Genomic DNA, 12,157 nt, shown 5'->3' with positions numbered 1-12,157 from the left:
GTCCCGGAGGCCCTGCCGTCGTACAGCGAACGTCAGAGAGCGGTGACGTTGGTCGCCTGCGGGCCCTTCTGGCCCTGCGTGACGTCGAACGTGACCTTCTGGTTCTCCTCGAGGCTGCGGTAGCCGCCGCCGTTGAGGGCCGAGTAGTGGACGAAGACGTCAGCGCTGCCGTCCTCCGGCGCGATGAAGCCGAAGCCCTTTTCGGCGTTGAACCACTTGACGGTGCCGTTGGTCATGTACTGCTCCTTCTGGTGCTTCAAGGGTGGACGCACTGTGCGATCACCCCGTGGTTGGTCGAGAGCCGACCACTCCCACCGCGAAGGAGGAGAATCGCTCGCAACTGAAGTTCGGCGAGCGTGAAAGACACGAACACAAAACCGCAACCGGTGAATCAGTCTAGCAGCTTCTAGCGACGTTTGCGGGCGGGGACCGCGAACCGCTGCTGCATGAGCGAGATCCGGAAGATCAGGAAGCACGCGAGAGCCCCGGCTCCCAAGGCGCACAATGTCGACAGCGTCGAGAAGACCACGTACAGCGGGGTGTCGAGCAGCAGCGACTCGAGGATGTCGGTGCAGACCATCGCGAGGAACGCGTACTGCCACGGCTTGATGAGCGGGCTCACGACGCGTTGCTCGAACGGCACGTCGCGCTGGGCCGGATCGCTCGCCTTCCACACCTGCTGCACCGTCCGCACGCCGTGCAGCGCGATCGCCTCGGCGTTGTGGGTGGCGCCGCGGAACCACAGCAGCGAGGCCACGCCCGCCGGCACGACGAGCACGATGGCGAGGAAGCTCCACGACGACGACCCGCCCTGCCAGTCGTTGACCGTGCCCCAGACGGACTCGGCCGCGACGAGGGCGATCAGGCCCATCGCCGCGTACCCGGTCACCCGGACGTCCTTCAGGTCGATGTAGGTGTCCAACGCACAACCCCCGAACAAGGCGGACTCGGCGGGAGACTACCGCCCGAATCCGCACCCCAACTCGTCGAACGTGGCGATCTTCTCGGCCGCTCTCACCACGACTTCGTCGACGCCGTCGAGCACGACCCGCTCCCCCACGCGGCGGGCGGGCAGCAGCGGCACGTCGGCCTTGCCGCACTGCTCGACGACCGTCGTGAACGCGCGCGCGGCGGCCAGCGGCGCGACGAGCGGCTCACCGGTCAAGCGGTGGCGGACCAGGTTCTCCAGGAGGTCGACGGACGGCGGCACGGCCATGCGGTGGTCGTTGACCGTCAGCTTGTCGTCGTCGTACCACCACACGGCCTGACCCAGCGATCCGTGCACCAGCACCACGGGTGGCAACGATGTCGCGGCGCACAGCGTCGCGGCGACCACGACCGGCGGCGCGCCCTCGGACGTGACGCGCACGCACGCCGTGTCGTCCGCGGTGATCGTGTCGCGGCAGCGGAACAGCTCCAGCTCGACAGCGATGTCGGACCGCTCCTCGACGTCGGCGAGCAGCAGCGCGTTCTGCAGCGCGTGGGCGAACGGGTTCACCAGCGTCCCGTCCTCGCCCTGCCGGCCCGCCCAGTCCGCGCGTTCGTAGTAGGAGTCTGTGCGCACCCAGCGGCCCGCGGCGCCGATGCCGGAGATGTCGCCCAGCGCGCCGGAGCCGATCAGCGAGCACAGCCGCCGGTAGGAGCCCCGGCCCTGCGTCTGGAACCCGACCTGGCACACCAGCCCGCGCTCGGCGGCCGCGGCGCGGATCTCGTCGAACTCGGCCGCGGTCAGCGCCGCGGGCTTCTCGACCAGCACGTCGCAGCCCAGCTCGAACGCCCGCAGCGCGGCCTCGCGGTGCGTCCCGGGCGGGGAGGAGATCACCACGACCTCGGGGTGCAGCTCGGCGGCCAGTGACGCGAGGTCCGGGTACGAGGGCACCGGGACGTCGACCTCGGCCACGTCGACGACGCCGACGAACGTCGCCGTGCCGTCGTGGCCCAGGCGGAGGAGGTTCTCGACGTGCCGCGCCCCGTGCCCGCGAGCCCCGACCAGCGCAACACGCATCGTCTCCACCCTTCTCGGGCACGCCCGCGACCACCGCCGCGGACATCAGCATCGGCCGCGGTGGGTGGAATATCAATGCACTGCGCCAACCAAGACACGTTTGCGGCGGCATCCGCCCCGGTCAGCGGAGGGCGAGCAGATCGGCGACGCGGACGGCCTCCCCCGTCTCGAAGCTGCGGTTGGCCGCGAACCCGGTCAGCAGCGACAGCACGCCGTCGTGGTGGGTCGCCCTGCGCCCCAGCGGATCCTCCTGCCCGGCAGGTCCGTACAGCGCGGCGGCCATCCGCTCGTCGGCGCCGCCGTGGCCCTCGCGGTCGAAGCGCAGCGGGACGTCGGCCCGTTCCTCGAAGAGCCGCTGCACGGACAGCTTCGCCCAGCCCTGCTCCGGATCGGCGGTGGTGCCGTGCACCGCGGAAAGCCGGCCGGACACCCACGAGTTCTCGACGACCTCGAGTTCCATGCGCCCCTGGCTGCCGTTGACCATCAGCCGGTAGCCCTCCCACGGCGAGTAGGCCGTGAGGTGGTAGGTCAGGTTCGCGCCGCTGGCGTAGCGGACGAGCACGGACATGTCGTCCTCAATGGACACCCCTGGTTCGAACGGGTTCTGGTCGCGCCGATAGCCGTCCTCGTGCCGTGCGTCGACGTAGAGCTTCTTGAGCCAGTCGTCGCGTTCGAGGTCGATGTCGAACCGGTCGTCGTCGGCGTGGCCGTGGCGTTCGCCGTTCTCGTCGCCGTAGAAGAACAGCCGCCCCTGCGCGTAGACGGTCTCCGGCACCGATCCGACCCACCAGTTGAGGAGGTCGAAGTGGTGCGTCGCCTTGTGCACCATCAGCCCGCCGGAGTTGGCCTTGTCACGGTGCCAGCGGCGGAAGTAGTCGGCGCCGTGGCGGGCGTCGAGCAACCACTCGAAGTGCACGGACCCGATCTCACCGACAGCGCCGTCCGCCAGCAGCGCGCGCACCTTCTCGTGGATCGGGTTGTAGCGGTAGTTGAACGTGACCGTGACGCTGCCGTCATTGCGGTCGACGGCGTCGAGGATCTTGCCGGCCGACGGGACGTCCGTCGTCATCGGTTTTTCCGTCACGACGTCGCACCCGGCGTCCAACGCCTCGATGATGTACGTGTCGTGGAAGCGGTCGACGGTGGTCACGACGACGACGTCGACCCGTTGCTCGGTGAGCATCTTCAGGAAGTCGGCGGCGTCGTAGGTGGGGACGGGGTGGGCCAGCCGTTCGTTGTGGGCGGCCATCCGGGTGCGGTTGACGTCGGCGAACGCGACGAGCTCGCAGGTGTCCGCGTGCTCGACGGCGATGGCCCGCACGTGCCGTTCGGCCCGCGCGCCCGTGCCGACCACCGCGTAGCGCCTGCGCGTCATGCGATCTCCCCCGAGCACCCGGCTGAAAACGTTTTCCGCACGCTACCGAACGGCAGGATGGACCCATGCCGACCCCAGTGGTGCTCGACTGCGACCCCGGCCACGACGACGCGATCGCGATCCTGCTCGCGGCCGGGTCGCCCGAGATCGACCTGCGCGCGATCACGACCGTCGCCGCCAACCAGACCCTGGACAAGGTCACCCTGAACGCGCGGCGGATCTGCTCGGCCGCCGGCATCGCGGTCCCGATCGCCCGCGGCTGCGACCGGCCGCTGGCGGGGCCGCTGCGCGTGGCGGAGGACATCCACGGCGCCTCGGGCATGGACGGGCCCGCGTTCGGCACGATCACCGCCGGCGTGGTGGAGGAGCACGCGGTCGACGTGATGCACGCGCACATGCCGGCCACGCTGGTGGCGACCGGGGCGCTGACGAACGTGGCGACCTACCTGCGCCGGTACGGAACGGCGGCGGTGCGCGAGATCGTGCTGATGGGCGGGTCCACGGAGCGTGGCAACACCACGCCGTACGCGGAGTTCAACATCCACGTCGACCCGGAGGCCGCGCACGTCGTCTTCACCAGCGGCGTGCCGGTCACGATGGTCGGGCTGAACGTGACGCACCAGGCGCTGGTGACGCCTCAGGTCGTGGCCCGGCTGACCGCGCTCGGGCCGCTGGGGCGGATCTGCGGCGACCTGATGACGTTCTTCGCCGCCACCTACCGCGACGTCTTCGGGTTCGACGCGCCGCCGTTGCACGACCCGGTGGCGGTGGCACGGGTGATCGACCCGTCGCTGGTGGCGTGCGTCGAGGCGTTCGTGGGCATCGAGACGACCGGGACGTTCACCCGCGGTGCGACCGTGGTCGACCTGCACGCGAGACTGGGAGAACCGCCCAACGCCCGGGTGGCCGTGGGCCTGGACGTGGAGCGGTTCTTCGACGTGGTGGTCGAGGCGGTGCGGAACCTCAGCTGATCGCGCGGTCGCTCAGCAGCGCCCACTGGCTCCAGCCGGCCTTCTCCTTGTAGAAGCGGCGGACCAGCTTGCCGTCGTCGGTGCGGGCGAAGACCTCGACGGTCTTGGTCTGCGCGTGGTACATCGCGTTCGGCGCCTCGGAGAGCTTGGTGGTGCCGAGCTTGGCCCACTCGGTCCAGCCGTTGTCCGTGGCGCGCGAGTGCTCGGCGATGCCGTTCTCGCCGAGCTGCACGACGTCGATCGAGCCGGTCGTCGAGTTGAAGACCGCCGATGGCGCGCCGGTGCCCTTACCGCCTAGCGACTTCCAGACGCCCGCCGCGTACTGCTCGACGCTGCCGGACGCGGTGCGCACGAAGACCTGGTCGACGGCGATGCTCGGGTCGCTGAGGACCTTCGTGCCGCCCTGGTCGGCCCACGCCGTGCCGTCCCACTTGACCAGCTTGTCGTCGGCGGAGCGCGCGTAGACGTCCTGGCCGGCGACGGCCGGGTTGCCCTGGATCTTGCGGTCGCCCAGCGGCGCCCACCTGTCCGTGAAGCGCAGCAGCGTGCCGTCCTCGCCGCGGGCCAGGACCTCGACGGCCTTGTTCCGGGCGTTCCACGCGAGCACCGGGTCGCCCGCGACGACCGCGTCGCCGAGCGCGAGCCATTTGCCGTCGACGCGGCGGTAGACCTTGCCGTCCGTGCCGCGGGCGAACACCTCGACGATCTTCGTCTCGGGGTTCATCAGCGCGACCGGGTCGCCCGCGAAGAGCTCGGGACCGAGCTGCTGCCAGCCGTTCCAGCGGCTCGTCTTGTGGAAGTTCGTGACGATCGTGCCGTCGGCCGCGCGCGCGAAGACCTCGAGCTGCTGCTGGCCGGTGTTCGAGATCTGCGGACCGGCGTTGACGATCGTCTTGTCCGTGACCGGGGACTCGCTGCCGGTGCTCGCGCCGCCGGACTCGACGAGGTTGTTGTAGCGCAGCGGCACGTAGCGGCTGGCGGTGCTCGCGCTCCAGACGCGCTGGACCGGCCTGCTGTCGTCGGGACCGGCCTGCTCGCGCACGATCGGGCGCGTCTTGGCGGCGTCCGCCCAGCCGATGAACAGCGCGACGTGGTTCTCGCGGTCGTTGAGCGCGTCGCCGGGGCGCAGGTCCTCCCAGTCGATGCGGTGCGCGACCTGCTCGAGGATGTGGGTCGTGTAGGAGATGCGCAGGCCCCACGCCATGGACACGAAGCCGGAGCAGTCGGTGCGGTAGGCGCCGTACTTGTTGCCGAAGCAGTCGCTCTGGCTGTAGGGGACGCGGGCGCTGATCCAGGTGCGCGAGCGCGCGAGGACCTCGCTGCGGGTGATCTTGGAGTTGGCCTCGTACGTCCCGCAGACGACGCCGCCCTCGGCGGCCGCCTCCGCGACGTCGGGCATCGCCAGCGTCGACCCGAACGTGATGGCCGCCGCGGCGACCGCCATCATCCCCCACGTCTTCATGCGGGCCACCGTAGCAAGGCGATGTGAAGTTTTGGTCCGGTCGAACGTCCCGTGTTCGCACCGTTCGCGCCGGTCAACGGTGAACGACTGCCCTCCCGGGCGATGATCTCCGCCCCGGCGGACGGGCCGGTCAGGCCCCCAGCAGGCTGTTCACCAGGTCGGCGTCGGTGATCTCCGCGCCGGCCCACGCGAGCGGGTAGCTCAGGTGGACGGTGTCGTCCTCCCTCGTCAGCCGCACGCCCGGCAGCACCTGCCGCGCGAGCGCGAGCATGGCCAGGTTGTCCGGCAGCACGTCGCCGTGCAGCTCGGCGACGCCCATCCGCGCCGCGATCCCCGTCAGCTCCTCCAGCATCCGGCGGCCGACCCCCCGCCGCTGCCACAGGTCCACGACGGCGAGGGCGATCTCCGCGCCGCACTCGCCGGTCTTGATCAGCCGCGCGATGCCGACCGGGTCGCCACCGACGCGGGCGCAGACGGCCGCGTGCCGCTCGCCGTCCACGTCGGTGAGCACCCGCCGGGCGGACGAGGTGAGTCGCGGCGTCGGCGCGTGGAACCGCAGGTAGCGGCTCCGCGCGGACAGTCCCGCGAAGACCGCGTCGACGGCTTCGCCTGCGGTGTCGCGGTGGAGCTCGGTGACGCGCATGATCAGGACCCCCTGAGTTCGGAATCCGAACTGTAACTGAGTTCGAAAAACGAACGCAAGGGATATCCTGGGTCCATGTCGTACGCGAGCTTCGCCAGCATGCCGTGCACCCTGAGCCGCCCCGCCGCGCTGCTGGGCGAGCGCTGGACACTGCTGCTGCTCCGCCAGATCTTCCTGGGCACCCGCCGCTTCGAGGACTTCCAGTCCACGATGGAGATCTCGCGCAGCGTGCTGACGGACCGCCTGAACGTGTTGCTGCAGGAGGGCGTGCTCAAGCGAGTGCCCTATCAGCACGAGGGCCGCACACGGCACGAATACCGGCTCACGGAAAAGGGTCGCGACCTCTACCCCGTGTTGATGGCGTTGCGAACGTGGGGCGAGCAGTGGATGGCACCCGAAGAAGAGGAGTCGTTCCACCTGCACCACCGCGACTGCGGCGGCGGCGTGCGGGCGAAGGTCGAGTGCACGGAGTGCGGCGCGGAACTGACCGCGCGCGACGTGCAGGTGACCGCGCGGACCTAGCGCAACGAGTCGAGGTGCCGGCGCAGCAGCGACACGGTGAGCTCCGGCGTCATCCGGTCCGGGTGCAGCACCCCGTCGACGGTGAGGCCGTTGAGCAGCGACGCGAGCCGTTCGGCCTCCAGCGCCAGGTCGAGTGACGCGGAGATCGTGCCCGCCTCGGCCATCACGGTCACCGCGCGCAGGCAGAGCCGCCGCAGGCCGTCGTAGAGCCGCTCGGCGTGCGGCAGCAACGAGGGCCGCGTGCGCGCGGCGGTCGCGAAGGCCAGCCACAGCACGGCCTCGTCGCGCCGGCGTTCGTCGAGCGGGAGCACCTCGCCGAGCACGCGCTCGCCGGGGCGGCGCGGGTCCGTGCGGTCCCCCATCGCGGCGACATGGGCGAAGACGCGTTCGTCGATCGAGTGGATCAGCGCCTCGACGGCGAACACGATCATGTCGTCGTGGGTGTCGAAGTAGTGCCGGACCGACCCGATCGCGAGCCCGGCCTCCACCGCGACGTTGCGCAACGACGCCTGCTCGACGCCGTCCCGCACGACCACGCGGAACACCGCCTCGGCGACGGCCTGACGACGGGCGGCCGGATCGACGACTCTCGGTGACACCTGCCTTTTCTAGCATGACCCTGCTAGTTTAAGTAGCAGGGTCATGCTACTTAGGGGGAACTCGATGACGTATGCGCTGATAGCGGCCGGTGTGCTGTACGTGCTCGTGCGCAGGTTCAGGGGAGAACCGCTCAACGCCCGGGACCTGCTGGCGCCGCCCGCGTTCCTGTTGTTCTTCGGCATCCGGGCGGTGGAGGAGTTCTCCCTGCTCCACCTGCTCCCGCTCGCCGCCGGGTTCGCGTTCGGGGTGCTGCGGGGCATGACGATCACGCTGTTCGAGCGGAACGGGCACCTGTGGCAGCGGTACACGCCGTGGACGGTGGTCGTGTGGGTGACGTCGATCGGCGCGAGCGTCGGCTTGGGGCTGCTGATCGGCGGGCACGCGCCGACTCAGCTGTCCATCGGCGTGGGCATGCTCGGCGAGCTGTGCGCGGTCGGCGCCAAGGCCTTGAACACCGGCGTGCCGTTCGCCCCGGAGAAACTGCCCAACGGGTCATCGTCGCGCTGAGGCAGTACGTGCAGGAGATCCGCGCGATCACCCGGTGACGCGCGGAAGTTCCGCCGTTCCCGCCGGTTCGAGCTGCACGCTCGCGTTCTCCGGGACCACCGGTCGCTGGTTCATCGCCTCGTGCGCGGCCCATCCTCCTCCGAGGACGAGCACGAGCAGTCCGGCCGCGATGAACGGCGTGGTCGGCAGATGGCGCCGGTGCTCGTCGTCCTCGCGCCTGGGCAACGGGACCTCGAGCGTCGGCTCCTTCGCCACCAGCGGAATCCGCGCCGAACCACCGACGAGCAGGACGACGTCGGGCAGGCACAGGCCCGCACCCGCCACCACCCGGTGCAGCGCCTCGACGGCCGGTTCGACCGCCGGCCGGACGACCGCCTCGAACTCCAGCCTGCTGAGCCGGACCTCGCGCACCTCGCCGCCCTCCGCGACGTACGGGATCCGCACCTCCGGGTAGCTGCCGAGCAGCTCCTTCGCCCTGGCGCAGCTCTTCACGAGCTCGCGGCTGTGCGTCCCGACCTTCGCGATCACGTGCTCCGCCACCAGGTCGTCGAGGTGGTGGCCGCCCACCTCGACCCGTTCCGGCCGGCCCGTCACCAGGAACACGCCCTGCTTGCGCAGCAACGTGATCTCGCAGCCGGTCGCGCCGAAGTCGAAGACCGCGACCGTGCCGTGCTCCGGCATCCGCGCGTCCTCGTCGAACGCGATGGCGGCGGCGTGCGGCGCCGGCACGAACAGCACGTCCGCCCGCCCCTCGGCGATGAGGTCCGCGCGGAGCTGTTCGAGGTGCTCGTGCGGCCAGGTGAGCGAGTGCGCCAGGGCGACGCGGCTCGGCGGTTCGCCGTGGCGTCGCGCGAGGTCGTCGAGGACGTGCGCGATCTCCGCGGCCGGTGCCGCGGCGTGGCGTGGGGTGGTGGTGACGCCGCGGCCGGTGGCCACCGCGGTGCCTGCGGATCCGAGATCGAGCCCAACCTGGTACGGCATCTCAGGTCTCCCTCATGCGCGGACCCCCACCACACGTGCGTCTCGACCGGCGTGGTTCACCTCCAGGCCCGCGCCTCTCGCCAAGACGCCGCGTTCACTTTCATTCATTGCAACGATCAGCCTCGTTGCGTTGCGTTAGATTTTCTCCCCATTGCAATCATTTATAGGCTTTTAACTGCATATATGCCCACTCTTCGCAACAAGACCGTTGTCCCCAACCACAAACGCAACGTAGCTTTTCCACTATCAGAAACACCGAGCCGCAGGAGTCAGAGATGCCGAAGTTCACCACCACCGCCCCCATCGCCGCCGTCCTCGAGATCCCCGCCGGCCGCGTCCAGCTCATCGCCGCCGACCGCGACGACACCTCCGTCGAGGTCCTGCCGTCCAACGCCGCGAAGAGCCGCGACGTCAGGGCCGCCGAGAAGACCCGCGTCGAGTTCGCCGACGGCGTCCTGCGGGTCAGCGCCGACGCCGGGAACAAGCTCGTCGGGTCGTCCGGGTCCGTCGAGATCACCGTGCAGCTGCCCGCCGGGTCCCGCGTCGAGGCCAGGGCGGCCAGCGCGGAGTTCCGCGGCGTCGGCCGGCTCGGCGACATCGCGGTCGAGGCGGCGCAGGGCGACGTCAAGATCGACGAGGCCGCGACCCTGAAGGTCAGCACGCAGGCCGGTGACGTCACCGTCGGCCGCCTCACCGGCTCCGCCGAGATCAGCACGCAGAAGGGCGACATCACCGTCGCCACCGCGCTGTCCGCGTCCCTGGACGCCGGCACCGCCCACGGCCGGATCCGCAACTCCCTCAAGAACGACGGCACCGCCGAGCTGCACATCCACGCCACCACCGCGTACGGCGACATCACCGCCCGCGGCCTCTGACGCTTTTCGAACTGGGGAGAACACCATGAGCACCACCGCCGGCTACCAGACCGCAGAACGACTGCTGCGCCGCCTCGCCACCCCGTCCGAACTGGTCGTGGGCGACAAGGTCAATCCACAGTGGATCGAGCGAGGTGCCCGCTTCTGGTACTCGCTGCGCGACGGCGACAGCAGGCAGTTCGTGCTCGTCGACCCGGCGGCGGGCACCCGCACGCCGGGCTTCGACCCGGCCCCGTTCCTGCCGGCGCCCGGCAACCCGCTGGAGGTGCCCTCGCCGGACGGGACCGTCGCGGTCTCCCGCCGCGGCAACGACCTGTGGGCCCGCTCCGGCGACCGCGAGTGGCCGCTCACGACCGACGGCGCCGAGGCCCACGGGTACGGCTACGGCCCGGACATCACGAGCTACCGCACGCTGATGGGCAAGTTCGGCCTGCCGCACCTGCCCCCGGCGCTCGCCTGGTCCCCCGACTCGACCAAGGTCCTGACGCACCGCACCGACGAGCGCGACGTCCGGCAGACCACCCTCGTGGAAGCCGCGCCCGCCGGCGGAGGCGCACCGGCCGTCCGCACGCAGCGCTACGGCTACGCCGGCGACGAACACGTGCCGCTGGCCGAACTGGTGGTGCTCGACGTCGAGTCGGGCACGGTCGTCCGCGCGCAGACCGCACCGCTGTTCATGCCGCAGGTGTCGCCGATCCTGACCGGCTGGGCGTGGTGGTCGGACGACAGCACGACCGTCCACTTCCTCGCGCAGACCCGCGACCAGCACACGCTCGCCCTGCACCGGATGGACCCGGTGACCGGTGAGGTGACCGAGGTGCTCAGCGAGACCGGCCCGACCCGCGTCGACCCCAACCCGTGGCTCTTCGAGCCGGCGCTCGTCCGCGTCGTCGGCGACGAGGTCCTCTGGTTCTCGCAGCGCGACGGCTGGGGTCACCTCTACCGCTACGACCTGCGCACCGGCGCGCTGCTCGGCCAGGTCACCTCCGGCGAGTGGACCGTCCGCCAGATCCTGCACGTCTCCGGCGGCGTCGTGCACTTCACCGCGTCCGGCCTGGTCGCCGGCGACCCGTACCGGCGCTCGGTGTGCCGGGTGGCCCTGGACGGCAGCGGTTTCGCGCTCGTCACCGACGACGAGCTGGACCACGTCGTCACCGTGTCCCCCGACGGCCGCTGCTTCGTCGACTCGGCCTCCGCGGTGGACACCCCGCCGGTGACCGTCGTCCGCGACTGGTCGGGCCAGGTGCTCGTGCCGCTGGAACGCGCCGACATCACCCGCCTGGAAGCCACCGGCTGGACCGCCCCGGAACGCTTCCGGGTCAAGGCGGCCGACGGCGTGACGGACCTCTACGGCGTGCTCCACCGGCCGCACGGCTTCGACCCGTCGGCGAAGTACCCGGTGGTGGACACCCTCTACCCCGGCCCGCAGGTCAACCGCGTGGAGCCGACGTTCGACCCCGGCGGCATGGGCCTCGACGCGGAACCATTGGCAGCACTGGGTTTCGTGGTCATCGCCCTCGACGGCTGCGGCACGCCGGGCCGCGGCAAAGCGTTCCACGACGCCTCGTACGGGCGCCTGGCGGACGGCGGCGGACTCGACGACCACGTGGCGGCGCTGCACCAACTGGCCGCCGCACGCCCGTGGATGGACCTGGACCGCGTCGCCGCCTTCGGCCACTCGGGCGGCGGCTACGCCACCGTGCGCGCGCTGCTGAAGCACCCGGAGACGTTCAAGGCCGGCGTGTCGCTGTCCGGCTGGCACGACGCCCGGTTCTTCAACCAGGGCTTCATCGAGACCTACGAGGGCGCCGGCAACCCCGAGGCCTACGCCGCCTCGTCGAACGTGGACCTCGCGGACACCCTCGAAGGCAAGTTGCTGCTGGTGCACGGCGAAATGGACGACCAGGTGCACGTCGACCACACGCTGCGCCTGGCACACCGGCTCATCGCGGCGGGCAAGGACTTCGAGATGCTCGTCGTGCCGGGCGCCGAGCACATGTTCCTGGACAGCATCGCGTACGTCCGCACCCGCTGCTGGGACTTCCTGGTCCGCACCCTGCTGGGCACGGAACCGCCCGCCTACCGGCCGGCGCCGATCGTGATCGACCCCGAGCTGCTGAGCGAGATCTTCTAGCCACCCGCTCCCGCGCTCACCGGCCCCGGCCGCCCGCCACCGCGGTCAGCCAGGCCGGGTTGCCCCAACCGGCACCGCGTTC

General features: G+C 70.7%; 13 protein-coding genes. 5 read left to right on the top strand and 8 right to left on the bottom strand.

Annotated features, from left to right (window positions below):
- Positions 1–32: 32 nt before the first annotated feature.
- From ACFWGZ_RS33155 to ACFWGZ_RS33140, 4 genes are all read right to left on the bottom strand, one after another.
- Positions 33–236 (bottom strand): cold-shock protein, encoded by a 204-nt coding sequence (locus ACFWGZ_RS33155; RefSeq protein WP_325524803.1) that lies wholly within the window; start codon positions 234–236, stop codon positions 33–35.
- 170 nt (positions 237–406) lie between these two features.
- The gene (locus ACFWGZ_RS33150; RefSeq protein WP_382455532.1) at positions 407–922 is read right to left on the bottom strand and encodes a hypothetical protein; all 516 of its coding nucleotides are present in this window, start codon (positions 920–922) and stop codon (positions 407–409) included.
- A gap of 36 nt (positions 923–958) precedes the next feature.
- Positions 959–2,005 carry a Gfo/Idh/MocA family protein gene (locus ACFWGZ_RS33145; protein WP_382455531.1) on the bottom strand — a complete coding sequence of 349 codons (1,047 nt, stop codon included), beginning with the start codon at positions 2,003–2,005 and terminating at the stop codon, positions 959–961.
- A 121-nt stretch (positions 2,006–2,126) separates the two neighbouring features.
- Entirely contained in the window at positions 2,127–3,380 is a 1,254-nt protein-coding gene (locus ACFWGZ_RS33140; protein WP_382455530.1) for a Gfo/Idh/MocA family protein, read from the bottom strand.
- A gap of 65 nt (positions 3,381–3,445) precedes the next feature.
- Here ACFWGZ_RS33140 and ACFWGZ_RS33135 point away from each other — a divergent pair, with 65 nt between their 5' ends.
- Positions 3,446–4,351 carry a nucleoside hydrolase gene (locus ACFWGZ_RS33135; protein ID WP_382455529.1) on the top strand — a complete coding sequence of 302 codons (906 nt, stop codon included), beginning with the start codon at positions 3,446–3,448 and terminating at the stop codon, positions 4,349–4,351.
- Here ACFWGZ_RS33135 and ACFWGZ_RS33130 read toward each other — a convergent pair.
- Both ACFWGZ_RS33130 and ACFWGZ_RS33125 read right to left on the bottom strand, forming a co-directional pair.
- Complete coding sequence (locus ACFWGZ_RS33130) at positions 4,344–5,813, bottom strand: hypothetical protein (RefSeq protein ID WP_382455528.1); 1,470 nt, start codon at positions 5,811–5,813, stop codon at positions 4,344–4,346. The two genes, ACFWGZ_RS33135 and ACFWGZ_RS33130, sit on opposite strands and share 8 nt — an antisense overlap.
- A gap of 130 nt (positions 5,814–5,943) precedes the next feature.
- Positions 5,944–6,456: a GNAT family N-acetyltransferase gene (locus ACFWGZ_RS33125; RefSeq protein ID WP_382455527.1), complete on the bottom strand. Its 513-nt coding sequence runs from the start codon at positions 6,454–6,456 to the stop codon at positions 5,944–5,946.
- A gap of 75 nt (positions 6,457–6,531) precedes the next feature.
- Here ACFWGZ_RS33125 and ACFWGZ_RS33120 point away from each other — a divergent pair, with 75 nt between their 5' ends.
- A complete protein-coding gene (locus ACFWGZ_RS33120) occupies positions 6,532–6,978 on the top strand; it encodes a winged helix-turn-helix transcriptional regulator (RefSeq protein ID WP_382455526.1) in 447 nt (148 codons plus the stop codon).
- Here the strand turns inward: ACFWGZ_RS33120 and ACFWGZ_RS33115 are convergent.
- Positions 6,975–7,577, bottom strand: a complete 603-nt coding sequence (locus ACFWGZ_RS33115; RefSeq protein ID WP_382455525.1) for a TetR/AcrR family transcriptional regulator — start codon at positions 7,575–7,577, stop codon at positions 6,975–6,977. The genes ACFWGZ_RS33120 and ACFWGZ_RS33115 overlap by 4 nt on opposite strands.
- A gap of 64 nt (positions 7,578–7,641) precedes the next feature.
- Between ACFWGZ_RS33115 and ACFWGZ_RS33110 the strand changes: the two genes are divergently transcribed.
- A complete protein-coding gene (locus tag ACFWGZ_RS33110; protein WP_382455524.1) occupies positions 7,642–8,085 on the top strand; it encodes a DUF1453 domain-containing protein in 444 nt (147 codons plus the stop codon).
- Between the two features lie 27 nt (positions 8,086–8,112).
- On the opposite strand, the gene ACFWGZ_RS33105 is transcribed toward ACFWGZ_RS33110, so the two are convergent.
- Positions 8,113–9,066, bottom strand: coding sequence for an Hsp70 family protein (locus tag ACFWGZ_RS33105; protein WP_382455523.1), 954 nt, complete (start codon positions 9,064–9,066; stop codon positions 8,113–8,115).
- A 275-nt stretch (positions 9,067–9,341) separates the two neighbouring features.
- On the opposite strand from ACFWGZ_RS33105, the gene ACFWGZ_RS33100 reads away from it, so the two are divergent.
- Positions 9,342–9,941: a DUF4097 family beta strand repeat-containing protein gene (locus ACFWGZ_RS33100; RefSeq protein WP_382455522.1), complete on the top strand. Its 600-nt coding sequence runs from the start codon at positions 9,342–9,344 to the stop codon at positions 9,939–9,941.
- Between the two features lie 25 nt (positions 9,942–9,966).
- Positions 9,967–12,075 (top strand): prolyl oligopeptidase family serine peptidase, encoded by a 2,109-nt coding sequence (locus tag ACFWGZ_RS33095; protein WP_382455521.1) that lies wholly within the window; start codon positions 9,967–9,969, stop codon positions 12,073–12,075.
- Positions 12,076–12,157: the final 82 nt, after the last annotated feature.

Source organism: Lentzea sp. NPDC060358, from assembly GCF_042725365.1.
Classification (GTDB): domain Bacteria; phylum Actinomycetota; class Actinomycetes; order Mycobacteriales; family Pseudonocardiaceae; genus Lentzea.
This window is presented reverse-complemented; position numbering and strand designations above follow the sequence as displayed.